This is a genomic window from Azohydromonas sediminis, assembly GCF_003574675.1.
Lineage (GTDB): Bacteria > Pseudomonadota > Gammaproteobacteria > Burkholderiales > Burkholderiaceae_C > Calidifontimicrobium > Calidifontimicrobium sediminis.
This window is the reverse complement of the sequence record NZ_QOAZ01000029.1, coordinates 19177-42098: the sequence shown is the minus strand read 5'-3', so window position 1 is coordinate 42098 and position 22922 is coordinate 19177. Positions and strand designations below refer to the sequence as shown.

22 protein-coding genes are annotated in these 22922 nt (G+C 72.0%); 11 read left to right on the top strand and 11 right to left on the bottom strand.

What is annotated here, in order from left to right; translation table 11 throughout:
* A partial coding sequence (locus DRV96_RS13990) for a PhoX family protein (protein WP_119292179.1) occupies window positions 1-1035 on the top strand: 1035 nt, incomplete at its 5' end.
* A 55-nt stretch (window positions 1036-1090) separates the two neighbouring features.
* Here DRV96_RS13990 and DRV96_RS13985 read toward each other — a convergent pair.
* The 3 genes from DRV96_RS13985 to DRV96_RS13975 are packed head-to-tail and all read right to left on the bottom strand — an operon-like array spanning window position 1091 to window position 3204.
* Entirely contained in the window at window positions 1091-1903 is an 813-nt protein-coding gene (locus DRV96_RS13985) for a BPSS1780 family membrane protein (RefSeq protein ID WP_119292172.1), read from the bottom strand.
* A 7-nt stretch (window positions 1904-1910) separates the two neighbouring features.
* Window positions 1911-2885, bottom strand: coding sequence for a homoserine kinase (locus tag DRV96_RS13980; protein ID WP_119292170.1), 975 nt, complete (start codon window positions 2883-2885; stop codon window positions 1911-1913).
* A gap of 1 nt (window position 2886) precedes the next feature.
* On the bottom strand, window positions 2887-3204 hold the full coding sequence (locus DRV96_RS13975; RefSeq protein ID WP_235823407.1) for a DUF2782 domain-containing protein: 318 nt from the start codon (window positions 3202-3204) through the stop codon (window positions 2887-2889).
* A 50-nt stretch (window positions 3205-3254) separates the two neighbouring features.
* Here DRV96_RS13975 and polA point away from each other — a divergent pair, with 50 nt between their 5' ends.
* The 4 genes from polA (at window position 3255) to DRV96_RS13955 (ending at window position 9797) form a co-directional block, all read left to right on the top strand.
* Window positions 3255-5987, top strand: coding sequence for a DNA polymerase I (gene polA / locus DRV96_RS13970; protein WP_119292168.1), 2733 nt, complete (start codon window positions 3255-3257; stop codon window positions 5985-5987).
* A 275-nt stretch (window positions 5988-6262) separates the two neighbouring features.
* Window positions 6263-7180 carry a UDP-2,3-diacylglucosamine diphosphatase gene (locus tag DRV96_RS13965; protein ID WP_119292165.1) on the top strand — a complete coding sequence of 306 codons (918 nt, stop codon included), beginning with the start codon at window positions 6263-6265 and terminating at the stop codon, window positions 7178-7180.
* Window positions 7181-7225: 45 nt separating this feature from the next.
* Window positions 7226-9322: a polyphosphate kinase 1 gene (gene ppk1 / locus DRV96_RS13960; protein ID WP_119292163.1), complete on the top strand. Its 2097-nt coding sequence runs from the start codon at window positions 7226-7228 to the stop codon at window positions 9320-9322.
* 13 nt (window positions 9323-9335) lie between these two features.
* The gene (locus DRV96_RS13955) at window positions 9336-9797 is read left to right on the top strand and encodes a SixA phosphatase family protein (protein ID WP_119292161.1); all 462 of its coding nucleotides are present in this window, start codon (window positions 9336-9338) and stop codon (window positions 9795-9797) included.
* A gap of 172 nt (window positions 9798-9969) precedes the next feature.
* Here DRV96_RS13955 and DRV96_RS13950 read toward each other — a convergent pair whose 3' ends face one another.
* The gene (locus DRV96_RS13950) at window positions 9970-10566 is read right to left on the bottom strand and encodes a MarC family protein (protein ID WP_119292159.1); all 597 of its coding nucleotides are present in this window, start codon (window positions 10564-10566) and stop codon (window positions 9970-9972) included.
* 63 nt (window positions 10567-10629) lie between these two features.
* Entirely contained in the window at window positions 10630-12138 is a 1509-nt protein-coding gene (ppx, locus tag DRV96_RS13945; RefSeq protein WP_119292158.1) for an exopolyphosphatase, read from the bottom strand.
* Window positions 12139-12230: 92 nt separating this feature from the next.
* Between ppx and DRV96_RS13940 the strand changes: the two genes are divergently transcribed.
* Complete coding sequence (locus DRV96_RS13940) at window positions 12231-13106, top strand: dienelactone hydrolase family protein (RefSeq protein ID WP_119292156.1); 876 nt, start codon at window positions 12231-12233, stop codon at window positions 13104-13106.
* 72 nt (window positions 13107-13178) lie between these two features.
* The gene (locus DRV96_RS13935; RefSeq protein ID WP_119292154.1) at window positions 13179-13961 is read left to right on the top strand and encodes a ZIP family metal transporter; all 783 of its coding nucleotides are present in this window, start codon (window positions 13179-13181) and stop codon (window positions 13959-13961) included.
* Between the two features lie 28 nt (window positions 13962-13989).
* On the opposite strand, the gene DRV96_RS13930 is transcribed toward DRV96_RS13935, so the two are convergent.
* The 4 genes from DRV96_RS13930 to DRV96_RS13915 form a co-directional block, all read right to left on the bottom strand.
* Window positions 13990-14424, bottom strand: coding sequence for a universal stress protein (locus DRV96_RS13930; protein ID WP_119292152.1), 435 nt, complete (start codon window positions 14422-14424; stop codon window positions 13990-13992).
* A gap of 111 nt (window positions 14425-14535) precedes the next feature.
* Entirely contained in the window at window positions 14536-15411 is an 876-nt protein-coding gene (locus tag DRV96_RS13925) for a sulfurtransferase (protein WP_119292150.1), read from the bottom strand.
* 16 nt (window positions 15412-15427) lie between these two features.
* Entirely contained in the window at window positions 15428-16318 is an 891-nt protein-coding gene (locus DRV96_RS13920) for a DMT family transporter (RefSeq protein WP_162911062.1), read from the bottom strand.
* An 88-nt stretch (window positions 16319-16406) separates the two neighbouring features.
* Entirely contained in the window at window positions 16407-17528 is a 1122-nt protein-coding gene (locus DRV96_RS13915) for an aromatic ring-hydroxylating oxygenase subunit alpha (protein WP_119292145.1), read from the bottom strand.
* A 262-nt stretch (window positions 17529-17790) separates the two neighbouring features.
* Between DRV96_RS13915 and DRV96_RS13910 the strand changes: the two genes are divergently transcribed.
* The 4 genes from DRV96_RS13910 (at window position 17791) to folE2 (ending at window position 21760) form a co-directional block, all read left to right on the top strand.
* Window positions 17791-18024 (top strand): exodeoxyribonuclease VII small subunit, encoded by a 234-nt coding sequence (locus DRV96_RS13910; protein ID WP_119292143.1) that lies wholly within the window; start codon window positions 17791-17793, stop codon window positions 18022-18024.
* Window positions 18009-18917, top strand: a complete 909-nt coding sequence (locus DRV96_RS13905) for a polyprenyl synthetase family protein (protein WP_119292140.1) — start codon at window positions 18009-18011, stop codon at window positions 18915-18917. Before DRV96_RS13910 ends, DRV96_RS13905 begins: the two co-directional genes overlap by 16 nt.
* 32 nt (window positions 18918-18949) lie before the next feature.
* Window positions 18950-20857, top strand: a complete 1908-nt coding sequence (gene dxs / locus DRV96_RS13900) for a 1-deoxy-D-xylulose-5-phosphate synthase (protein ID WP_119292138.1) — start codon at window positions 18950-18952, stop codon at window positions 20855-20857.
* Between the two features lie 102 nt (window positions 20858-20959).
* Complete coding sequence (gene folE2, locus DRV96_RS13895; protein ID WP_119292136.1) at window positions 20960-21760, top strand: GTP cyclohydrolase FolE2; 801 nt, start codon at window positions 20960-20962, stop codon at window positions 21758-21760.
* 17 nt (window positions 21761-21777) lie between these two features.
* Here folE2 and DRV96_RS13890 read toward each other — a convergent pair whose 3' ends face one another.
* Both DRV96_RS13890 and DRV96_RS13885 read right to left on the bottom strand, forming a co-directional pair.
* On the bottom strand, window positions 21778-22425 hold the full coding sequence (locus DRV96_RS13890; protein ID WP_119292134.1) for a retropepsin-like aspartic protease family protein: 648 nt from the start codon (window positions 22423-22425) through the stop codon (window positions 21778-21780).
* Window positions 22426-22427: 2 nt separating this feature from the next.
* A complete protein-coding gene (locus DRV96_RS13885; RefSeq protein WP_119292132.1) occupies window positions 22428-22922 on the bottom strand; it encodes a YajQ family cyclic di-GMP-binding protein in 495 nt (164 codons plus the stop codon).

The window sequence follows — 22922 nt, the reverse complement described above, 5'->3', positions numbered from 1 at the left end:
TATGAAGACCGAAAAGCTCAGGGTAGACCCGCAAATCGGATCCTTACTCGTGCCCGGCAGCTCGCCGAACGTACCGCTGGCGCCTGCGGCTTCGTCAACCGCTTCGTTACTTCGGACTGCGCCCTCGATCCCCTCGAAGCGAAAGCTTCACAGGCTCTGAGTCTGGCCAACCCGGCCGTCGCCGGCTACACGACCTATACCTTCGCCGATGAGGGCGATGTGCTGATCCACGCGCGCATCGCCGCCGACGCCGCTGGCGCGACCAAGATGGACCGTCCGGAGTGGGGCAACCTGAACCCGTCCAACGGCGAGCTCTACATCACGCTCACGAACAACAGCAACCGCCGGCTGAACCCGACCGGCTCGCAGGTCGCGCCGAACGCCGCCAACCCGCGTGCCTACAGCGACGTGCGCGGCGGCACGACGGTGCAGTCGGGCAACGTCAACGGCCACATCGTGCGCATCAAGGATGCCGACCCGGCCGACACCACGTTCACCTGGGACATCTTCCTGTTCGGCGCCGAGTCCGATGCGTCGTCGGTACTGGTCAACCTCTCGGGCCTGACCGACGACCAGGATTTCTCGAGCCCGGACGGCCTCGTATTCACGAAGAGCACCGGCCTGTGCTGGATCCAGACCGACGACGGCGCGCTGGCCGACGAGTCGAACTGCATGATGCTCGCAGCGGTGCCCGGTGCCGTCGGCGACGGCGGACAGGTCACGCTCGACTACGGCAGCACGACCGTGACGACGCGCATGGGCAAGAAGCCCACCGCGACGACGCTCAAGCGCTTCCTCGTCGGGCCGAAGGACCAGGAGATCACGGGTCTGGCCGAAACACCCGACGGGAAGTTCATCTTCATCAACGTGCAGCATCCTGGCGAGGACACGTCGGCGGCCGACATCGCCGACCCGAGCAAGTACACCAGCCACTGGCCGGGCAACGCGGGCTACGGCGTGGGTGGTGCCAATGCGCGCCCGCGTTCGGCCACGGTGATGATCTACAAGAACGACGGCCGCCGCGTCGGCACCTGAGCGCTGCCGCCCCAGTAGCGTCTTTCGCGGGCCCGCTTCGGCGGGCCCTTGTCATTCAGGCGGCCGGCGCCTCGGGTTCGCCGAAGACGTCGACGAACGTGAAGTACAGCGACACATAGAACACGCAGGTGAACATCAACCCGGCCGGCAGTGCGACGAGGCCGGCGAGCTGGCGCGTGCCGAGCAGCCCGAACAGCGCGCCGACGGCGACGCTGAACAGCGCGATCATGCCGACCCACGCGACGACGTACACCGTCATCGCGGCGCGGTTGCGCCACATCGCCAGCGTGCTCGAGAACAGCGACTGCAGCACGCCCTGCCCACCCCAGTGCACGAGCGCCGGCGCGTGCCAGAACGGGATCGCCAGCAGCGCCGCCAGGCCGAAGCGCACGACGAGGCCCCAGGTCAGCCGGTCGTCGGCCAGCAGCGCGTCGAGTTCGGCGTTCTCGCTGGGCGTACGCTCGGGCGTGGCCAGCAGCAGTTGCACGCGCTCGAAGCGCCCGCCGTCGACGGCATCGGCGAGCAGCAGGATCACGACGGTGGCCAGCGCGTAGACGGCGCACAGCTGCAGCAGCGCCGCGCGCCGACGCGGTTCGCCGCGCAAGCCCTCGACCAGATGGCCCGGCTGCGCCGTGCCGCCGCCGAGCACGGCGCGCGCGGCGATCATGTAGCCCAGCGACAGCAGCGGCAGCGCACCCATCACGACGATCTGGCCGACGTAGGGCAGCGCGAGCACGAGGATCGCGCTGAACAGGAAGACGACGAACAGCATCGTCAGCCCGAGCGGGCGCTTCGCGTAGGTGGCAAAGGCCGCGCGCAGCCACGCCAGGCCCTGGCGCGCGGCGACGGTGTGCAGGCGCAGCGCCATCGTGCGGCTATTCGGCCGGCGGCGGGTGCCACGGCGTGGCAATGCGCTCGCGCAGCACGCGCTCGAAGTGTGTCGGGTCGTGCGGCTTGAGCAGGCTCGCGTCGCGCGGCAGGTACAGGTCCCACAGCCGCGACAGCCAGAAGCGCAACGCCGCCGCCCGCAGCAGCGCCGGCAGCAGGCGCCGCTCGCCGCCGGTGAGTGGGCGCACGCGCTCGTACGCGGCGACGAACACGGCGGCACGTGTGTCGACGCCACGGCCGCTGTCGAGGTCGACGCACCAGTCGTTCAGGCACACCGCGAGGTCGAACAGGAAGGTGTCGATGCCGGCGAAATAGAAGTCGAAGAAACCGGTGAGCCGCTCGCGGCCGGGCAGGCCGTCGAACATCACGTTGTCGCGAAACAGGTCGGCGTGGATCGGCCCGCGCGGCAGCGCCGCATAGGCCGCCGACGCGGCCAGCTCCTGCTGGAACGCGAGTTCGCTGGTCAGCAACTCGCGCTGTGCGGCGTCGACGAACGGCAGCACGACCGGCACCGTCTCGGTCCACCACGCCAGCCCGCGCAGGTTGGGCTGGTGGCGCGGGTAGTCGAGCCCGGCCAGGTGCATGCGCGCGAGCATCTCGCCGACCTGCGCGCAGTGGTGGTCGTCGGGCGCGAGCTGGTGGCGGCCGGCGAGCTTGTCGACGAGTGCCGCCGGCTTGCCTTTGAGCGTGTGCAGGATCTCGCCGTTGGCGTCGGCGCGCGGCTCGGGCACTGGGATGCCCTTGCGCGCCAGATGCTTCATCAGGTGTAGGTAGAACGGCAGCTGCTCGAACGTCAGCCGTTCGAAGATCGTCAGCACCCACTCGCCGCGGTCGGTGGTGACGAAGTAGTTGGTGTTCTCGATGCCGGCCGTGATGCCGCGCAGCGCCGTCAGCGTGCCGACGTTCAGGCGTGCGACGAAGGCGCGTGCCTCGTCGAGCGAGACCTCGGTGAAGACGGCCATCTCAGAAGCGCAGGATCGTCCACACGCGCTGGCCGGCCGCGCCGCGGCCCGACGCGGGGCCCGGGCTCATGTCGCGCGCGCCGTCGGCCGGCACGACGTGGTACGTGCCGCCGCGCTCGCCCTTGGTGTGCACCGTGATCTGGCGCACCTCGCCGCGCACGCGCAGTTCCTCGACGCGCACGGCGTCGTCCTCGATCACGGTCGTGCGCACCTGCGGCTCGGGCACCGGTGAGAGCGACGCCGCGGCCGCCGGCGTGGCCGCGTGCACCGCACCGGCGGCGCACGACAGCGCGAAGAGGGCGGCGCAGCGGCGGAGCATGCGCGCGATTCTATCGGCGCGGCCCACAGCGGCGGCCGTACCATGCCGGCATGACGCAAGACACGCTGCTGCTGGTCGACGGCTCGAGCTACCTCTATCGCGCGTACCACGCGATGCCGAACCTGACCGCGCCCGACGGGTTTCCGACCGGTGCGATCCACGGCTTCATCGCGATGCTCAGGCGCCTGCGCGAGCAGATCCCGGCCGCGCACGCCGCGTGCGTCTTCGACGCCAAGGGCCCGACGTTCCGCGACGCGCTGTACCCCGAGTACAAGGCGCACCGCGCGCCGATGCCAGAGGCGCTGGCGCGGCAGATCGGGCCGATCCACGAAGTCGTGCGCCTGCTCGGCTGGCCGGTCCTCGAGGTGTCGGGCATCGAGGCCGACGACACGATCGGCACCCTGGCGCGGCGTGCCGCCGAGACGGGCCACCGCGTCGTGATCTCGACCGGCGACAAGGACCTCGCGCAGCTCGTGACGCCGCAGGTCACGCTCGTCAACACGATGACCAACGAGACGCTCGACGTCGAAGGCGTCAAGGCCAAGTTCGGCGTGCCGCCCGAGCGCATCGTCGACTACCTGACGCTGGTCGGCGACGCGGTCGACAACGTGCCCGGCGTCGAGAAGGTCGGCCCGAAGACGGCGGCCAAGTGGATCGCCGAGCACGGCTCGCTCGACGGCGTGATCGCCGCCGCCGGCACGATCAAGGGCGCCGCCGGCGAGAACCTGAAGAAGGCGCTCGACTGGCTGCCGCAGGCGCGCCGCCTCGTGACGGTGGCCACCGACTGCGACCTGTCGGCCGCCGTGCCCGGGTGGCCGTCGCTCGACGCGCTCGCGCTGCGCGACGTCGACCGCGAGGGCCTGCTCGACTTCTACAACCGCTATGGCTTTCGCACCTGGAAGCGCGAGCTCGAGCAGGCGCTCGGCGGCGCGCGCGCGGCGGCGCCGTCGCCGGCGGCCGGTGCCTCGGCGCCGCTGGCGCGGCACTACGAGACGGTGCTGACCTGGGGGCGGCTCGAACACTGGCTGCAGCGCATCGCCGCGGCCGAGCTCGTCGCGCTCGACACCGAGACCGACTCGCTCGATCCGATGCGCGCGCGCATCGTCGGCATCAGCTTCGCGGTGCAGCCGGGCGAGGCGGCGTACGTGCCGCTCGCGCACGACTACGCCGACGCGCCGGTGCAGCTGCCGCTGGCCGACGTGCTCGCGCGCCTGAAGCCCTGGCTCGAGGACGCGCGCGCACCGAAGATGGGCCAGCACCTGAAGTACGACACGCACGTGTTCGCGAACCACGGCATCGCGCTCGCGGGCATCGCGCACGACACGCTGCTCGAGAGCTACGTGCTCGAAGCCCACCTCGCGCACAGCCTCGAAAAGCTCGCCGAGCGCCACCTGCACCGCAAGGGACTGAGCTACGAGGACCTGTGCGGCAAGGGCGCGAACCAGATCCCGTTCTCGCAGGTCGACGTGCAGCGCGCGACCGAGTACTCGGGCGAGGACAGCGAGATGGCGCTGCACGTGCACCAGGTGCTGTGGCCGCGCCTGCAGGCCGAGCCGGGGCTGCGCTACGTGTACCAGGACATCGAGCTGCCGGTGAGCGCGATCCTCGCGCGCATCGAGCGCCACGGCGTGCTGATCGACACGCGGCTGCTCGAGCAGCAGAGTCGCGAGCTCGCCGAGCGCCTCGTCGCGCTCGAGCGCGAGGCGCACGCGCTGGCCGGCCAGCCGTTCAACCTCGGCAGCCCGAAGCAGATCGGCGACGTGCTGTTCAGCAAGCTCGGCCTGCCGGTCAAGAAGCGCACCGCCAGCGGCGCGCCCTCGACCGACGAGGACGTGCTGACCGAACTCGCCGCCGACTACCCGCTGCCGGCCAAGATCCTCGAGCACCGCAGCCTCGCGAAGCTCAAGGGCACCTACACCGACAAGCTGCCGCAGATGGTCGACCCGGCCACCGGCCGCGTGCACACGAGCTACGCGCAGGCGGTCGCGGTGACCGGGCGGCTCGCGAGCAACGAGCCGAACCTGCAGAACATCCCGATCCGCACGCCCGAGGGGCGGCGCATCCGCGAGGCCTTCGTCGCGCCGCCGGGGCACGTGATCCTGAGCGCCGACTACTCGCAGATCGAGCTGCGCATCATGGCGCACATCAGCGACGACCCCGGCCTGCTGCGCGCGTTCGAGCAGGGGCTCGACGTGCACCGCGCGACCGCCGCCGAAGTGTTCGGCGTGCCGCTGGAGGCCGTGAGCGCCGAGCAGCGCCGCTACGCGAAGGTCATCAACTTCGGCCTGATCTACGGCATGGGCGCGTTCGGGCTGGCGAGCAACCTCGGCATCGAGACCAAGGCGGCCAAGGACTACATCGACCGCTACTTCCAGCGCTTCGCCGGCGTCAAGCGCTACATGGACGAGACGCGCCAGCGCGCGGCCGAGCAGGGCTACGTCGAGACGCTGTTCGGCCGCCGCGTGTGGCTGCCCGAGATCAAGGGCGGCAGCGGCCCGCGGCGCGCCGCGGCCGAGCGGCAGGCGATCAACGCGCCGATGCAGGGCACCGCAGCCGACCTGATCAAGCTCGCGATGATCGCGGTGCAGGGCGCGATCGACCGCGAAGGCAGGGCCACGCGGATGATCATGCAGGTGCACGACGAGCTGGTGTTCGAGGTGCCCGATGCCGAGCTCGACTGGGCGCGCGCCGAGGTGCCGCGGCTGATGGCCGGCGTCGCGCAGCTGAAGGTGCCGCTGCTGGCCGAAGTCGGCGTCGGGGCGAACTGGGACCAGGCGCACTGAAGGGGCCACCCCTGCAGCGCCTGCGGTGCTCCCCCTCGAGGCGGCCGAGCCCGGACACCGAAGGTTCAGTGGACGTTCGGTGCCTGGCGAGGGGCCGGGCCGCAAGGCCCGGCGGGGCCTGCAAGGCCCGCCGGCGCAGCGGCGAAGCCGGATCCGCAGCGGCCGCTTGACGACGTGGCGCGGGTCGGGGCATGCGGGTCGCGCCGGCGCCACACGTCACGGTCGCGTCACGGGCTCGACGTGGGCGTGTCACGGCGGCGGCCGAGCATGCGCGCATGCAGCGCGACCTGCCCCCGTACCTGCACGCCCTGCCCGGCGACCACGACGAGCACGACGACCCGCTGGTCGACGTGCTGCGCGTGCGCACCGTCTGGATCTCGGACCTGCACCTGGGCACGCCGGGCTGCCAGGCGGCGGCGCTGCTCGACTTCCTCAAGCGCGTGCGCTGCGACACGCTGTACCTCGTCGGCGACATCGTCGACGGCTGGCAGCTGCGGCGCAGCTGGTACTGGCCGCAGGCGCACAACGACGTCGTGCAGAAGCTGCTGCGCAAGGCGCGCAAGGGCACGCGCGTCGTCTTCGTGCCCGGCAACCACGACGAGTTCGCGCGCAAGTACGTGCAGCACAACTTCGGCGGCATCGAGGTCGTCGACGAGGCCGTGCATCACACCGCCGACGGCCGCGCGCTGTGGATCACGCACGGCGACCACTTCGACGGCATCATCCAGTGCGCCAAGTGGCTCGCCTACGTCGGCGACTCGGCCTACGAGTTCACGCTCAAGCTCAACCGGCACCTGAACTCGCTGCGAGCGCGCCTGGGGCTGCCGTACTGGAGCCTATCGAAGTACCTCAAGCTCAAGGTCAAGCGCGCGGTCAGCTACGTCAGCGACTTCGAGCACGCGGTCGCACGCGAGGCCAAGCGCCGCGGCGTGCATGGCGTCGTGTGCGGCCACATCCACCACGCCGAGCTGCGCGAGGTCGACGGCATCGTCTACGCCAACGACGGTGACTGGGTCGAGAGCCTGACCGCGCTCGTCGAGCACGCCGACGGCCGGCTCGAGATCGTCGACTGGTCGCAGCGGCACGGCCGCCCGCGCCCGCTGGCGGTGTCCGTGCCGCGGCCCGTCGGTGTCGTGCCGGCCGCGGCGGCGCCGGCGCAGGAGCCGCTGCCCGTGGCCCGCCAGACGGCCTGAGAGCCGCCGGCGCGCCGGCGGGCGGCGCGTCCGATAATCCGCCCGATGAGTCTCGACCGCGCTGCCGACACCACGCCCGCGGCCGCTGCGGCGGCCACGCCGCGCCTGACGCTGCTCAACCGCGAACGCTCGACGCTCGAGTTCAACCGCCGCGTGCTCGCGCAGGCGCGCCGCGCCGACGTGCCGCTGCTCGAGCGGCTGCGCTACATCACGATCGTCTCGTCGAACCTCGACGAGTTCTTCGAGGTGCGCTTCGCCGACTACCTCGAGATGGCGCGCCAGCCCGGCACCGGCGTGTCGCAGCGCGACCTGAAGGACGTCGCCGCCGAGGCGCACCGGCTGATCGACGAGCAGTACGCGCTGTTCAACGACGAGGTCATGCCCGCGCTCGCGCGCGCCGGCATCCGCATCGTCAACCACGCCGAGCGCGACGACGCGCAGCGCGCATGGGTCGCCCGCTTCTTCGAGCAGCAGGTGCGCCCGCTGCTGGTGCCCGTCGGGCTCGATCCGGCGCACCCGTTCCCGCAGGTGGCCAACAAGAGCCTGAACTTCATCGTGCGCCTTGGCGGGCGCGACGCGTTCGGGCGCGAGAACAGCATCGCCATCGTCAAGGTGCCGCGCGTGCTGCCGCGCGTGATCCGGCTGCCCGACGAGGTCAGCCACGGCGAGCAGGTGTTCGTGCTGCTGACCAGCGTGATCCGCGCGCACCTGGGCGAGCTGTTCCCGGGGCGCGAGGTGACGTTCTTCTCGCAGTTCCGCGTCACGCGCGACAGCGACATCGACATTGACGACGTCGAGGTGACGAACCTGCGCCAGGCGATGCGCTCGGGGCTGACGCGGCGGCACTTCGGGCAGGCGATCCGCCTCGAGGTCGTCGCCAGCTGCCCCGACGAACTGGCGGAGCTGCTGCTGCGCCAGTTCGCGCTGCCCGAGGAGGCGCTGTACCGCGTCAACGGCCCGGTCAACCTGGTGCGTCTGACGCGGCTGATCGACGCGGCCGATGCCGACCACCTGCGCTTCCCCCGCTACGAGCCGAGCTGGCCCGAGCGGCGGCTGCCGCGCGAGCGACCGGTCTTCGAGCGGCTGCGCGATGGTGACGTGATGCTGCACCACCCGTTCGAGAGCTTCGAGCCGGTGATCGAGTTCCTGCGCCAGGCCGTGCACGACCCCGACGTGCTCGCGATCAAGCAGACGATCTACCGCACCGGCGAGCAGAGCGTGCTGATGGAGTTGCTGCTCGAGGCGGCGCGCCGTGGCAAGGAGGTGCTCGCCGTCGTCGAGCTGAAGGCGCGCTTCGACGAGGAGGCCAACATCAACTGGGCCGAGCGGCTCGAGTCGGTCGGCGCGCAGGTGGTCTACGGCATCGTCGGGCTGAAGACGCACGCCAAGCTGATGGTCGTCACGCGCCGCGAGGGGCAGCGGCTGCGCCGCTACGCGCACTTGTCGACCGGCAACTACAACCCGAAGACGGCGCGGCTGTACACCGACGTCGGCTACCTCACGGCCGATCCCGACCTGACGGCCGACGCCGACGCCGTGTTCCACCAGCTCGCCAGCCTCGTCAAGGTGCGCGCGCCGCGCCACCTGCTGACGGCACCGTTCGTGCTGCACCGGCGCATGCTGCGCCACCTGCAGCAGGTGGCCGACGCCGCGCGCGCCGGCCGGCGCGCGCGCGTCGTCGTCAAGGTCAACGCGCTGACCGACGTCGCGCTGATCGAGGCGCTGGTGGCCACGGCGCAGGCCGGCGCGCAGATCGACCTCATCGTGCGCGGCGCGTGCATGCTGCCGCCGGGCGTGCCCGGGTTCACCGAACGCGTGCGCGTGCGCTCGATCGTCGGGCGCTTCCTCGAGCACACGCGGGTGATCTACTTCGCCTGGGGCGAAGGCGACGCCGACGAGGTGCTGTACCTGAGCAGCGCCGACTGGATGAGCCGCAACATGTTCCGCCGCATCGAGGTCGCGTGGCCGGTGCGCGACCCCGCGATGCGGCAGCGCGTGATCGACGAGTGCCTGGTGCCTTACCTGTACGACACGCTCGACGCGTGGGAGCTGCGCGCCGACGGCCACTACGAGCGCGTGCGGCCGCAGCGCGGCGAGGCCGTCAGTGCGCAGCAGGCGCTGATGCGCCGCTACGGCGGCTAGCGCAGGGGCTGCGATGGACCTGATCCTGTGGCGCCACGCCGAGGCCTTCGAGACCGCCGACAGCGGCGACGACCTCGACCGTGCGCTCACGCCCAAGGGCGAGCGCCAGGCGCGGCGCATGGCCGAGTGGCTGGGGCGTCACCTGCCGTCGACGACGAAGGTGCTCGCGAGTCCGGCCAAGCGCTGCCAGCAGACGGCGCAGGCGCTGGACCGCAAGTTCAAGACGGTGCCCGCGCTCGCGCCCGACGGCACCGTCGAGTCGCTGCTCGCGGCGGTGCGCTGGCCCGACGCGCGCGAGCCGGTGCTCGTCGTCGGCCACCAGCCGACGCTCGGGCTGACGGCGGCGTACCTGATGGCCGGCGTGATGCAGCCGTGGAGCGTCAAGAAGGCCGCGGTGTGGTGGCTGCGCTCGCGCCAGCGCCTGCTCCAGCGCGAAGTGGTGCTGGTGACGGTGCGCGGCCCCGACAACGTCTGAAGAGCCCCATCCCCGTCGCGCCTTCGGGGGCCCCTCGAGGGGGCCGAGTCCGGACACCGAAGGTCCAGTGCACGTTCGGTGCCTGGCGAGGGGCCGGGCCGCAAGGCCCGGCGCGGCCTGCAAGGCCCGCCCGCGGACCGCCATAGCCGGCTTCGCGGCGCTGGACGTGCGCTCAGCCGGTGAAGTAGCGCTTGACGCCGGCCAGCAGCATCTCGACGGCGATCGCCGTCAGCACCAGCCCCATCAGCTTTTCCATCGCGGTGACCATCGAATCGCCGAGCAGGCGGCGGATGCGGTCGGCGGTGATCAGCACGACGGTGCACACCGCCATCGCCACGGTCAGCGCGCCGACCCACTGCCACAGCTGGCCCGGCTGGCGCGACGCGAGCAGCAGCACGGTGGCCATCGCCGACGGCCCGGCCAGCAGCGGCACCGCGAGCGGGAAGATGAACGGCTCCTTCGCCGCGCCGTCCTGGGCATAGATCTGGGTGCTGCTGCCGAACACCATGCGCATCGCGATGACGAGCAGGATCACGCCGCCGGCGACCTCGAGCGAGCGCTCCGACAGCCGCATCACGTGCAGGAAGGCCTGGCCGCCGACCATGAACGCCAGCAGCACGCTGAACGCGATCGCGCCTTCGCGCAGCGCGACGGCGTTGCGCCGCGCCGGGTCGATGCCGCGCAGCACCGAAATGAAGATCGGCAGGCTGCCGAACGGGTCGAGCACCAGCAGCAGCAGGATCAGGGCCGAGGCGAAGGTGTGGTCCATGGGGCGGTGGGCGCGGGCGGCGGCGTGCCGGCGGCGCCGCGATTGTCGAGGGGGCGCCGCGGCTCAGCTCACGAGCACGAGCTGCAGCGGGCCGGAGCGGTTCCAGGTCTCGGCTTCTTCCTCGAGCAGGAACACGGTGCGTGGGTGCGCGGCGGCCCACTCGGGGCCGAACGACAGTGTCGCGCGCGAGCCGGCGCGCGTCAGGCGCAGCGCGTGCGGGTCGACCTCGCCGCGCGCGTGGCACTTGATGACGGCCAGCCGCAGGCACAGCACCTGCCACGTGAAGGTGTCGTTGACGAAGGCGTGTTCGATCTTGCGCAGCCCGCCGCGCTGGCCGAGCACGAGCTCGCCGATGCGCCGCTGCTGGCTCTGCGAGAACCCCGGCGCATCGACGTGCGCGAGCAGGTACGCGCTGTGGCGGTGGTGGTCGTGGTGCGAGACCATCATGCCGATCTCGTGCAGGTCGCACGCCCAGCCGAGCTCGCGCCGGCTGTCGGCCGCACCGTCGGGGGCGACGCCTTCGTACAGCGCCATCGCGACGCGGCGCACGCGCTGCGCCTGCGCGACGTCGACGTCGAAGCGCCGCTGCAGCTGTGCGACCGACGCGTCGCGCATGTCGCCGCCGCGGGCGCGCTGCCTGGCCATCAGGCGCTCGTGCAGGTCGACGATGACGCCCTGGCGCAGCGCACCCTTGGTCGGGTGCAGCGCATCGATGCCGAAGTGCGCTGCCAGCGTGTACAGGATCGACAGCCCGCCGGCGAGCACCGGGCGGCGGTCGTCGCGCAGCCCGGGCAGCTTCAGGCGGTCGACGTGGCCGGCGTCGATGCAGCGCGCGATGCACCAGCGCAGCGCCGCCGGCGTGATCTCGCCGCCGGTCACGCCGCTGGCCACCAGCAGCTGCGACACCGCGCTGACGGTGCCCGACGAGCCGAGCGCCTCGCTCCAGCGTCCGCGCGCGAACGTCGTCATCGCCTCCTCGAGCTCGGCGCCGGCGGCCACCTGCGCGGCGCGGAACGCCGACTCGGTGAGCCGCCCGTCGGCGAAGAAGCGCTGCGACAGGCTGACGCTGCCGACGCGGAACGACTCGGCCTCCAGCGGCAGGCGTCCCTGGCCGACGATCATCTCGGTCGAGCGCCCGCCGATGTCGACGACCAGCCGCCGGCCTTCCGACGGCTGCACGTGCGCGACGCCGGCGTAGATCAGCCGCGCTTCCTCGCGCCCGGAGATCACCTCGATCGGGTGGCCGAGCACGCCCTGCGCGCGCAGCAGGAAGGCGTCGCGGTTGCGCGCCTCGCGCAGCGTCTGCGTGGCCACCGCACGCACCTGCGACGGCGCGAAGCCACGCAGCCGGCTCGCGAAGCGTGCCAGGCAGTCGAGGCCGCGCTGCGCGGCCGCGTCGGTGAGCAGCCCGTTGGCGTCCAGACCGGCGCCCAGACGCACGGTCTCCTTCAGGTAGTCGATGCGGCGGTAGCGGCCATGGGCGATCTGCCCGATCTCGAGCCGGAAGCTGTTGGAGCCCATGTCCACCGCCGCGAGCAGGCCGGCGGTGCGGGGCGGCGGCGATGTACCCATGAGCGCATTGTGCGGGCATTCGCCGTGCACTCCGCCGGCTTCGAAGGCCGCATTCCTAGAATCGCCGCTCCACCGCTCGCAGGAGACACGACATGCTGGAACAGGACATCGACAGCCTCACGCCGAGTCGGACGTTCAGCCGCCGCGACTTCGTGCGCACCGGCATCGGCACCGGCTTCGCCGCCGCGGTGCTGCCGACGCTGGCGCAGTCGACGATCACGACCGACGCCAGCGGCCTGACGGTCGGCGAGGCGATGATCCCCGTCGGCGGCTTCAACCTGCCGGCCTACGTCGCGCGCCCGCAGGGCAAGACCGGCGCGCCGGTGGTGCTCGTCGTCAGCGAGATCTTCGGCGTGCACGAGCACATCGCCGACGTCGCGCGGCGCTTCGCCAAGCAGGGCTACTTCGCGATCGCGCCCGAGCTGTTCGTGCGCCAGGGCGACCCGATGTCGTACGGCGAGCTGGCGCGGCTGATCGCCGAGGTGATCAGTAAGGTGCCCGACGAGCAGGTCATGGGCGACCTCGACGCCTGCGCCGCGTGGGCGCGCACGCAAGGCGCCGACGCGACCAAGCTCGGCGTCACCGGCTTCTGCTGGGGCGGGCGCATCACGTGGCTGTACGCGGCGCACAACCCGGCGGTCAAGGCCGGCGTCGCGTGGTACGGCCGCCTCGTCGGCGAGCCGAACCCGCTGCAGCCGCGCCACCCGATCGACGTCGCGGCGTCGTTGAAGGCGCCGGTGCTCGGGCTGTACGGCGGCGCCGACACCGGCATTCCCCTTGACACGGTCGATAAGATGAAACAGGCGCTCGCCCAGGGCGGGCCGGCGGCGCGGGCGTCGCAGTTCGTCGTCTACCCCGACGCGCCGCACGCGTTCCACGCCGACTACCGGCCGAGCTACCGCAAGGAGGCCGCCGAGGACGGCTGGAAGCGCTGCCTGGCCTGGTTCCGCAGCCACGGCGTGGCCTGAGCAGGCCGCGCTTCGGCGACGCCACCGCGCCTTCGGGCGCGGTTGTTTTTTGCCTTCGACCTGAGAACGGACATGACGCTCGGCTACATCATCGCGGCGACGCTGTTCGGCGGCGTGCTGTCGGTGGTGATCGCCGCCGCGCTGACGGTGGGCGTGCTCAGCCGCATCGTCAAGAGCCTGGTGAGCCTGTCGGCCGGCGTGCTGCTGGGCACGTCGCTGCTGCACCTGCTGCCCGAGGCGTTCGAGAGCGACGCCGGCGCCGACCGCCTGTTCGCGACGCTGCTGGCCGGGCTGCTGTTCTTCTTCCTCCTCGAGAAGGTCGAGCTGTACCGCCACAGCCACCACCACGAGGGCGACGACCCGCACCACCACCACGCACACGGCTTCGACGCCGAGCAGGCCGGCCGCGGCGGCTGGAGCGTGCTGCTCGGCGACAGCATCCACAACTTCTGCGACGGGCTGATCATCGCCGGCGCGTTCCTCGCCGACCCGACGCTGGGGTGGGTCACGGCGCTGGCCGTCACCGCGCACGAGATCCCGCAGGAAGTCGGCGACTACATCGTGCTCGTCAACGCGGGCTTCAGCCGCTCGCGCGCGCTGCTGTACAACGCGCTGTCGGGCGCCGCCGCGGTGGCCGGCGGGCTGATCGGCTACTTCCTGATCCGGCCGTGGGAAGACGTGTTCCCGTACCTGCTCGTCGTCGCGGCGAGCAGCTTCGTCTACGTCGCGGTGGCCGACCTGCTGCCGCAGCTGCAGCGCCGGCTGCACCTGCGCGAGACGCTCGCGCAGGTGCTGTGGATCGCGGTCGGGCTCGCCGTCGCGCTCGGCGCGATGGCGCTCAAGCACGCCGGCTGACGGCGCGCGGCCCGCACGCCGCGCGCCGTCACTTGACGACGAGCACCGGCGTCGTCGTGTGCGTCAGCACCTTCTGCGTCTCGCTGCCGAGCAGCAGCGCCGCGACGCCGCGCCGACCGTGCGAGGCCATCACGATCAGGTCGCAGTTCTGCGCCTTGGCGTGCTCGCAGATCGCCTCCCACGGGTGCAGCGCCTCGATCGTCGTCGACGTGCACTTGACGCCGGCAGCAGCGGCCTTGTCGGCCACTTCCTTGACGCGTGCGCTGGCGATGCGCTCCTGCGCGTCGTAGAACTCCTGCGGCGGCGTCGGCTGCATCTCGGAGATCGCGCTGTACGGGAACGGCTCCTTGACGCTCATCACGCTCAGCGCCGCCCCGGTCAGCTTGGCCAGCGCGATCGCGTGCTCGGCGGCCTTGGCCGAGATCTCCGAGCCGTCGGTGGGGACCAGGATGTGCTTGTACATGGCGTTCTCCTCGGTGGGTGTGCGGTGCCGACGAGTGTCGCACCGGCGCGCCCCCACGGATTGAGGCACGTCAAGTTGTGCGCGGCTCACCGCCCGTGCGGCGGTGGCGCGTCAGCCGACGGCGATCGGGCGTGCCGGGTCGGACGACCACTCGCTCCACGACCCCGGGTACAGCACGCTCGTACCGAGGCCGGCGTGCTCGAGCGCGAGCAGGTTGTGGCAGGCCGTGACGCCCGAGCCGCACTGCTGCACGATCGCATCGGCGCCGTGGCCGGCCACCAGCGGCTGCCACTCGGCGCGCAGCGTCGCCGCGTCCTTGAAGCGGCCGTCGGCGCGCAGGTTGAGCTGGAAGAAGCGGTTCAGCGCCCCGGGGATGTGGCCGGCGGCGGCATCGAGCGGTTCGACCTCGCCGCGGAAGCGCTCGCCGGCGCGCGCGTCGACGATGCACACGCGGCCCAGCCGTGCGGCGAGCGCATCGGCGTCGATCACCGGCATCGCCACAGGCCGTTGCGGATACGGGGCGGCGTCGCGGCGCGGCGGCACGTCGGCCGACAGGCTGCCGCCGGCGTCGATCCAGGCCGCGACGCCGCCATCGAGCACCGCCACCGCGTCGTGGCCGAGCCAGCGCAGCAGCCACCACGCGCGCGCCGCGTACGGGCCGCCCTGCGCGTCGTAGGCCACGACCGGCACGCCTGGCGCGATCCCGAGGCGGCCGACGGTGGCGGCCCACGCCGCGCGCTCGGGCAGCGGGTGGCGGCCACGGAAGCGCCCCGCGGCGTCGTGCTTCGGGCCCGAGAGATCGCGCTCGAGGTGCAGATAGTGCGCGCCGGGCAGGTGGCCTTGCGCGTAGGCGCGTTCGCCGGCGCTGGCGTCGAACAGGTCGAAGCGGCAGTCGAGCAGCACGAGCGGTGAGCCGCTGCGCTGCAGCGCGAGCAGCGCGTTCGCGTCGATCAGCGTGCGCAGGGGTGCGGGGCGCGGCTCGGCCATCGGCAGTGTCCTCGGTTCACGATTCGGTGGCGGGGCCGCGCGCGTCGGGCGGCGTCGCGCGCGCGCGCAGCAGCGTGGCGGTGATGCCGGCGGCGACGATCAGCGCCATGCCGGCGAGCGCCATCCACGTCACCGGGTCGTCGAACAGCAGCACGCCGTAGACGAACGCGAACACGATGCCCAGGTACTGCAGGCTCGCGTTCGACAGCGTGCGCCCGATCGCGTAGGCGCGCGTCATCATCATCTGCGCGACGGTGGCCAGCGTGCCGATCGCCAGCAGCAGCGCCAGCCCGGTGGCGGTGTGCGCGCTCGCGCCGTGCACGAGCATCGTCGCCGCGCCGGCGACCATGCTGCCGAGCGAGAAGTAGAAGACGATGCGCGACTCGGGCTCGCCGGCGCGGCCCAGCGCCGTGACCTGCAGGTACGCGAGCGCGGCGAGCATGCCCGACACGAGCCCCGCGAGGCCATGCCACAGCTGGCGGTCGTCGATCGTCGGGCGCAGCACGAGCGCGACGCCGGCGAAGCCCACCAGCACCGCCGCCACCAGGCGGCCGTGGACGCGCGCCGAGCCGAGCAGCACCGCACCACCGATCAGGAACAGCGCCATCCACACCGACGACATGTAGTTCAGCGTCATCGCGGTGGCCAGCGGCAGCGCTCCGATGGCGTAGAACCACAGCATCAGCGAGCCGACGCCCACTGCGCTGCGCCAGAAGTGCATCGCCGGCACCGGCGTGCGCAGCGAGCCGCCGCGCCAGCGCGTCAGCCCGGTGATCACGAGCGCGCCGACGAGCCCGCGGTAGAACACGATCTCGCCGGCCGTGTAGGTGGCCGACGCGAGCTTCACGCACACGCCCATCGTCGCGAACAGGTACGAGGCGCCGACCATCAACCAGGGCGCGGACATGCCGCGCATTGTCGGCCAGCGCCGCCGCGCCGGCCGCGCGGCGCCGAGGCTTGCGCGCGGGACCCGTGCGGCCCCGCGCGCGGCCGCATCACGCGCGCGTGCGCCCCATGCCCATGCGCGCGCGGTACCACTCGTGGAAGTGCTGCATGCCGTCTTCCATCGGGCTCTGGTAGGGGCCCACCTCGTCGTCGCCGCGCTCGTACAGCGCGCGCCGGCCGGCGTCCATGCGCAGCGCGATCTCGTCGTCCTCGACGCAGGTCTCCATGTAGGCGGCCTGCTCGGCCTCGACGAACTCGCGCTCGAACGCGGCGATCTCCTCGGGGTAGTAGAACTCGACGACGTTGGTCGTCTTCTGCGGACCCTTCGGGTACAGCGTCGAGACGACGAGCACGTGCGGGTACCACTCGACCATGATCGTCGGGTAGTAGGTCAGCCAGATCGCGCCGTGCGCCGGCGGCTCGCCGTGGCGGTACGCGAGCAGCTGCTCGTGCCACTTGCGGTACGTCTCCGAGCCCGGCTTGGCCAGCGCGGCGTGGATGCCCACCGTCTGCACCGAGTGGTGCGGGCCGAACTCCCAGCGCAGGTCGTCGCAGGTCACGAAGTGGCCCAGCCCCGGGTGGAACGGCGCGACGTGGTAGTCCTCGAGGTAGACCTCGATGAACGTCTTCCAGTTGTAGTCGCACTCGTGGACGTGGACCTTGTCGAGCACGTAGCCCGTGAAGTCGAGCTCGGCGCGCGGGCCCAGCGTCGCGAGGTCGGCGGCCACGTCGCGGCCGTTGTCCTCGAACACCATGCCGTTCCACGTGCGCACCCGGTAGTTGTTCAGGTGCAGGCACGGGTCGTCGGCGAAGTGCGGGGCGCCGACCAGCTGGCCGTGCAGGTCGTAGGTCCAGCGGTGCAGCGGGCAGACGATGTTCGACTTCGTGTTGCCGCGGCCCCTGAGCATCACCGCCTGCCGGTGGCGGCACACGTTCGAGACCAGCTCGACACCGCGCGGCGTGCGCACCAGCGCACGGCCCTCGCCCTCGAACGGCAGCGCGTAGTAGTCGCCGACCTCGGGCACCGCCAGCTCGTGCCCGAGGTAGCGCGGGGCGTGCTGAAAGATCAGCTCCTGTTCCCTGCGGAACAGGCCCTCGTCGAAGTAGGCGGACACGGACAGCTGCGAACGGCTGCGCTCGAGCACGTCGAGCGCGATGCTCAGGTCGGACATGATCCTCAGGATCTCCAAAAACCGATGTCAACCCGCCTGCCACGCCCGGCCGGCACGACGTCCGCCGGCGCGCAGGGCTGATACCCGTACCGGTGGGCGCCGGCGCGGGGCCCGGGATTGTAGCCAGCGGGGCCTTCGGCGGCTCGCTGGCGTCGATGCCCAGACGGGCGATGCGACACCGGCGGTGCCGCACGGGTTCCCCGAGCGCCCTCTCCACAGGAGGCGGTGACTACAATCGGACGCTTCGATTTCACCTTCCGAAATGCCGCGCAGCCCCGCTCCCGCCCCCGCCGAGCCGACCTACGAGCAGGCGCTGGCCGAGCTCGAACAGCTCGTGCAGGCGATGGAGGCCGGGCAGATGCCGCTGGACCGCCTGCTCGAGAGCTACCGCCGCGGCGCCGAGCTGCTGGCTTTTTGCCGCCAGAAGCTGCAGGCCGTCGAGGAGCAGGTCAAGGTGCTCGAGGAGGGGCAGCTCAAGCCATGGACGGCACCGTGACGGCCGCGGGCGCCGACTTCGACACCTGGATGCACGACGCGCTGCGCGACGTCGAGCAGGCGCTGTCGCGCTGGGTGCCGGCCGACGCGCCGGCCGGCCTCGGGGCCGCGATGCGCTACGCGGTGCTCGACGGCGGCAAGCGGCTGCGTCCGCTGCTGGTGCTGGCCGCGAGCGAGGCCGTCGGCGGGCGCAGAGGCGCGGCGCTGCGCGCGGCCGCCGCGGTCGAGCTGATCCACGCCTACTCGCTGGTGCACGACGACATGCCGTGCATGGACAACGACGTGCTGCGCCGCGGCAAGCCGACCGTGCACGTGCAGTTCGGGCAGGCGCAGGCGATGCTCGCCGGCGACGCGATGCAGGCGCTCGCATTCGAGGTGCTGACCCCCGACGACGACGCCGACCTGCCGCCGGTGCTGCAGGCGCGCCTGTGCGGCCTGCTCGCGCGCGCGGCCGGCCACGCCGGCATGGCCGGCGGCCAGGCGATCGACCTCGCGAACACCGGCCGCGCGCTCGACCCCGACGCGCTGCGCGAGATGCACCGCCGCAAGACCGGCGCGCTGCTGCAGGGCAGCGTGCTGATGGGCGCCGCCTGCGGCACGACGACGCCGGCGGCGTGGGCGGCGCTGGCCGACTACGGCGCCGCCGTCGGGCTGGCGTTCCAGGTCGTCGACGACATCCTCGACGTCACGCAGCCGTCGGCGACGCTGGGCAAGACGGCGGGCAAGGACGAGCAGGCGCACAAGCCGACCTACGTCTCGGTGCTCGGCCTCGACGCGGCGCGCGCGCAGGCCGCGGCGCTGCGCGAGCAGGCGCTCGCCGCGCTCGAGCGCAGCGGGCTGGCCGCCGGGCGGCTGCGCGCGCTGGCGCACCGGGTCGTCGACCGCGTGCACTGACCCGGCATCACCGAAGTGTCCGAGTTGCCACGATGAGTGCTTATCCGCTGCTCCAGACGATCGACAGCCCCGCCGACCTGCGCCGGCTGTCGCGCGACCAGCTCGCGACGCTGGCCAACGAGCTGCGCAGTTTCCTGCTGCACAGCGTCAGCAAGACCGGCGGCCATCTGTCGAGCAACCTCGGGACGGTCGAGCTGACGATCGCGCTGCACGCGGTCTACCAGACGCCGCACGACCGCATCGTGTGGGACGTGGGCCACCAGACCTACCCGCACAAGATCCTCACCGGCCGGCGCGAGCGCATGGCCACGCTGCGCCAGCTCGGCGGCATCAGCGGTTTCCCGCGCCGCGACGAGAGCGAGTACGACACCTTCGGCACCGCACACAGCTCGACGTCGATCTCGGCGGCGCTGGGCATGGCGATCGCGTCGCAGCTCAAGGGCGAGCAGCGCAAGGTGGTGGCCGTGATCGGCGACGGCGCGATGAGCGCCGGCATGGCGTTCGAGGCGCTGAACAACGCTGGCGTGCCGCACGCCGGGGTGCCGGCGAACCTGCTCGTCGTGCTCAACGACAACGACATGTCGATCAGCCCGCCGGTGGGCGCGCTGAACAAGTACCTCGCGCGGCTGATCAGCGGCAAGTTCTACGCCGCCGCGCGCGAGGGCGCCAAGCAGGTGCTGAAGAACGCGCCGCCGCTGCTCGAGCTCGCGCGCCGCCTCGAGGAACACGCCAAGGGCATGGTCGTGCCGGGCACGATCTTCGAGGAGTTCGGCTTCAACTACGTCGGCCCGATCGACGGCCACGACCTCGACGCGCTGATCCCGACGCTGGAGAACCTGCGCAGCAAGCCCGGCCCGCAGTTCCTGCACGTGATCACGAAGAAGGGCTTCGGCTACAAGCTCGCCGAGGCCGACCCGATCGCCTACCACGGCCCGGGCAAGTTCGACCCGGCGCAGGGGCTCGTCAAGCCGGCGGCCCCGGGCAAGCCGACCTTCACGCAGGTCTTCGGCCAGTGGCTGTGCGACATGGCCGCCGAGGACGAGCGGCTGGTGGCGATCACGCCGGCGATGCTCGAGGGCTCGGGCATGGTCGAGTTCCAGCGCCGCTTCCCGCGCCGCTGCTTCGACGTCGGCATCGCCGAGCAGCACGCCGTCACGTTCGCCGGCGGGCTCGCGTGCGAGGGGCTCAAGCCGGTGGTCGCGATCTACAGCACGTTCCTGCAGCGCGGCTACGACCAGATGATCCACGACATCGCGCTGCAGAACCTGCCGGTGATGTTCGCGCTCGACCGCGCCGGCATCGTCGGCGCCGACGGCGCGACGCACGCCGGCGCGTTCGACATCGCCTACATCCGCTGCATCCCGAACATGTCGCTGCTGGCGCCGTCGGACGAGAACGAATGCCGCCAGGCGCTGACCACCGCGTACCGCCAGGACCACCCGGTGGCGGTGCGCTACCCGCGCGGCGTCGGCATCGGCGCAGCGGTCGAGCCGACGTTCGCCGCGTGGGAGTGGGGCAAGGGCGTCGTGCGCCGCCAGGGCGAGCGCATCGCGATCCTCGCGTTCGGCACGCTGCTGCACCCGGCGCTCGAGGCCGCCGAGCGGCTCGGCGCGACGGTGGCCGACATGCGCTTCGTCAAGCCGCTGGACACGGCGCTGGTCGAGCAGCTCGCGCGCACGCACGAGGCGCTCGTCACCATCGAGGAAGGCTGCGTGGCCGGCGGTGCCGGTGCGGCCGTGATGGAGGCGCTGCACGCGGCCGGTGTGGCCACCCCGGTGCTCGCGCTCGGCCTGCCCGACGAGTACGTCGAGCACGGCGACGCCGGCAAGCTGCTGGCCAAGCTCGGCCTCGACGCCGCGGGCATCGAGCGTTCGATCGTCGAGCGCTTCGGACTGCGCCCGCCGCGCGCGACGCCGGTCGTCGTCGCGTCGCGCGCCTGAGACCCCGCGTCAAAGGACCCAGGTCGGCACGGGCGCCGTTTTGGTGCGAAGCTACGGGTTTGCCCGGCCGCGCGCACGCAACGGCGCGGTCCCATTCGTTCGATGAGCCATCCCACCGACTCCCTGCACATCCCCGACACGCAAAGCGAGCGCGACCACCGTCGCGTCGCGATCCAGCGCGTCGGCGTCAAGGGCGTGCGCTATCCGCTGCAGGTCCGCGTCGGCGGCGCGGTGCAGCCGGTGCAGGGCACCTGGAGCCTCGACGTGGCGCTGCCGGCCGAGCGCAAGGGCACACACATGTCGCGCTTCGTCGCCTGGCTCGACGACCTGGCCGCCGGCGGCGTCGTGTTCGATGCGCTGACGCTGCGCCAGCAGCTCGCGGCGATGCTCGAGCGGCTGCACGCCGACGAGGGCCGCGTCGAGGTCGGCTTCGCGTTCTTCGTGCGCAAGCGCGCGCCGGTGTCGGGCGTCGGGAGCCTGCTCGACTACGAGGGCCGCTGGATCGCCGAGACGCGCGGCGGCGCGACGGCGGTGTGGGCGCAAGTCGCGGTGCCGGTCAAGAGCCTGTGCCCGTGCTCGAAGGAGATCGCCGACTACGGCGCGCACAACCAGCGCTCGCAGGTGACGATCCGCGCCGAGCTGCTGGCGCCCGTCGAGTGGCACGAGCTGGTGCGCTTCGCCGAGGACAGCGCCTCGAGCGAGCTGTGGCCGCTGCTCAAGCGCACCGACGAGAAGTGGATCACCGAGCGCGCGTACGAGAACCCGAAGTTCGTCGAGGACCTGGTGCGCGACGTCGCGCTGCGGCTGAACGCCGACGCACGCATCGGCCGCTACGCGGTCGACGTCGAGAACTTCGAGTCGATACACAACCACAGTGCCTACGCGCGCGTCGAGCGCGCGTGAGCGCGGCCGCCGCCGCGTCAGGGGCGGCGCTCGAGCCGCAGCACGTCGTTCTCGCGCGTCATCTGGAAGCGCGTGAGGAACGAGTTGCCCAGCAGCACGACGGGCATCGACACCGGCAGCACGGTGGCGGCCACCTGGCCGACCTCGACGTCGCCGACGCGCACCGAGCGCAGCGTCACCGCGTGCGACTGCACGTCGCCGTTGGCGGTGCGCGTGACGACGGGGCGCCCCTCGCGCCACGGCACGCCGAGGCGCTCGGCCTCGTCGCGGCCGAGCGAGACGGTCGTCGCGCCGGTGTCGACCATGAACTGCACCGGTCGGCCGTTGATCGCGCCCAGCGTCACGAAGTGCCCGCCGGGGCCGGCGGGCAGCACGATCGTCGACGCGGCGCCGGTGCTGCCGGCGTCGCCCACCGACACCGGGGCGCCGCCGATGCGCAGGCGCTGGCGGCGCCCGCCGACCTCGACCTCGGCCTCGCTGCCCTGCAACGCGAGCAGCTTGACGCCCTGCACCGTGCTGCCCACCGCGACGGTGCGCGGCTGGCCGTCGATCACGAGCAGCGCGGCGCGTTCGCCGATGCTGCCGCTCATCGACACCGACTGCGCCGCCGCGGCGCCGGCGACGAGGGCCAGCGCGGCCGCGGCCAGGCAGGCGGCGCGTCGCATCGTCAGTCGCGGAAGTTGGTGAACGACAGCGGCAGGTCGGCCACGTCCTTGCGCAGCAGCGCGATGGCGGCCTGCAGGTCGTCGCGCTTGGCGCCGCTGACGCGCACGACGTCGCCCTGGATCGCGGCCTGCACCTTGAGCTTGCTCTGCTTGACGAGCGCCTGCATCTTCTTCGCGTGCTCGGCGTCGATGCCGGCCTTGATGCGCAGCACCTGCTTGACCTTGTCGCCGCCGATCTTCTCGACCTTCGCGCCGTCGTCGACGAAGCGCACGTCGACGCCGCGCTTGGCGAGCTTGGCCAGCAGCACGTCCTTGACCTGGCCGAGCTGGAAGTCGCTGTCGCCGTAGAGCGTGACTTCCTTGCCCTTGTCACCGAGCTCGACCTTGGCGCTCGTGCCCTTGAAGTCGAAGCGCGTGCCGATCTCCTTGCCCGCCTGGTCGACGGCGTTGCGCACCTCGACGAGGTCGGGTTCGAGCACGGCGTCGAAGCTGGGCAT

Bases quoted from the DNA above. Each gene is read 5' to 3' on its own strand.
- DRV96_RS13955 (WP_119292161.1), top strand. From the start codon at position 9,336: ATGGACCTGATCCTGTGGCGCCACGCCGAGGCCTTCGAGACCGCCGAC.
- folE2 (WP_119292136.1), top strand. From the start codon at position 20,960: ATGAGCCATCCCACCGACTCCCTGCACATCCCCGACACGCAAAGCGAG.
- DRV96_RS13915 (WP_119292145.1), bottom strand. From the start codon at position 17,528: ATGTCCGACCTGAGCATCGCGCTCGACGTGCTCGAGCGCAGCCGTTCG.
- DRV96_RS13950 (WP_119292159.1), bottom strand. From the start codon at position 10,566: ATGGACCACACCTTCGCCTCGGCCCTGATCCTGCTGCTGCTGGTGCTC.
- DRV96_RS13980 (WP_119292170.1), bottom strand. From the start codon at position 2,885: ATGGCCGTCTTCACCGAGGTCTCGCTCGACGAGGCACGCGCCTTCGTC.
- DRV96_RS13975 (WP_235823407.1), bottom strand. From the start codon at position 3,204: ATGCTCCGCCGCTGCGCCGCCCTCTTCGCGCTGTCGTGCGCCGCCGGT.
- DRV96_RS13930 (WP_119292152.1), bottom strand. From the start codon at position 14,424: ATGTACAAGCACATCCTGGTCCCCACCGACGGCTCGGAGATCTCGGCC.
- dxs (WP_119292138.1), top strand. From the start codon at position 18,950: ATGAGTGCTTATCCGCTGCTCCAGACGATCGACAGCCCCGCCGACCTG.
- ppx (WP_119292158.1), bottom strand. From the start codon at position 12,138: ATGGGTACATCGCCGCCGCCCCGCACCGCCGGCCTGCTCGCGGCGGTG.
- DRV96_RS13885 (WP_119292132.1), bottom strand. From the start codon at position 22,922: ATGCCCAGCTTCGACGCCGTGCTCGAACCCGACCTCGTCGAGGTGCGC.
- DRV96_RS13935 (WP_119292154.1), top strand. From the start codon at position 13,179: ATGACGCTCGGCTACATCATCGCGGCGACGCTGTTCGGCGGCGTGCTG.
- DRV96_RS13985 (WP_119292172.1), bottom strand. From the start codon at position 1,903: ATGGCGCTGCGCCTGCACACCGTCGCCGCGCGCCAGGGCCTGGCGTGG.
- DRV96_RS13940 (WP_119292156.1), top strand. From the start codon at position 12,231: ATGCTGGAACAGGACATCGACAGCCTCACGCCGAGTCGGACGTTCAGC.
- DRV96_RS13920 (WP_162911062.1), bottom strand. From the start codon at position 16,318: ATGTCCGCGCCCTGGTTGATGGTCGGCGCCTCGTACCTGTTCGCGACG.
- DRV96_RS13890 (WP_119292134.1), bottom strand. From the start codon at position 22,425: ATGCGACGCGCCGCCTGCCTGGCCGCGGCCGCGCTGGCCCTCGTCGCC.
- DRV96_RS13925 (WP_119292150.1), bottom strand. From the start codon at position 15,411: ATGGCCGAGCCGCGCCCCGCACCCCTGCGCACGCTGATCGACGCGAAC.
- ppk1 (WP_119292163.1), top strand. From the start codon at position 7,226: ATGAGTCTCGACCGCGCTGCCGACACCACGCCCGCGGCCGCTGCGGCG.
- DRV96_RS13905 (WP_119292140.1), top strand. From the start codon at position 18,009: ATGGACGGCACCGTGACGGCCGCGGGCGCCGACTTCGACACCTGGATG.
- polA (WP_119292168.1), top strand. From the start codon at position 3,255: ATGACGCAAGACACGCTGCTGCTGGTCGACGGCTCGAGCTACCTCTAT.
- DRV96_RS13910 (WP_119292143.1), top strand. From the start codon at position 17,791: ATGCCGCGCAGCCCCGCTCCCGCCCCCGCCGAGCCGACCTACGAGCAG.
- DRV96_RS13965 (WP_119292165.1), top strand. From the start codon at position 6,263: ATGCAGCGCGACCTGCCCCCGTACCTGCACGCCCTGCCCGGCGACCAC.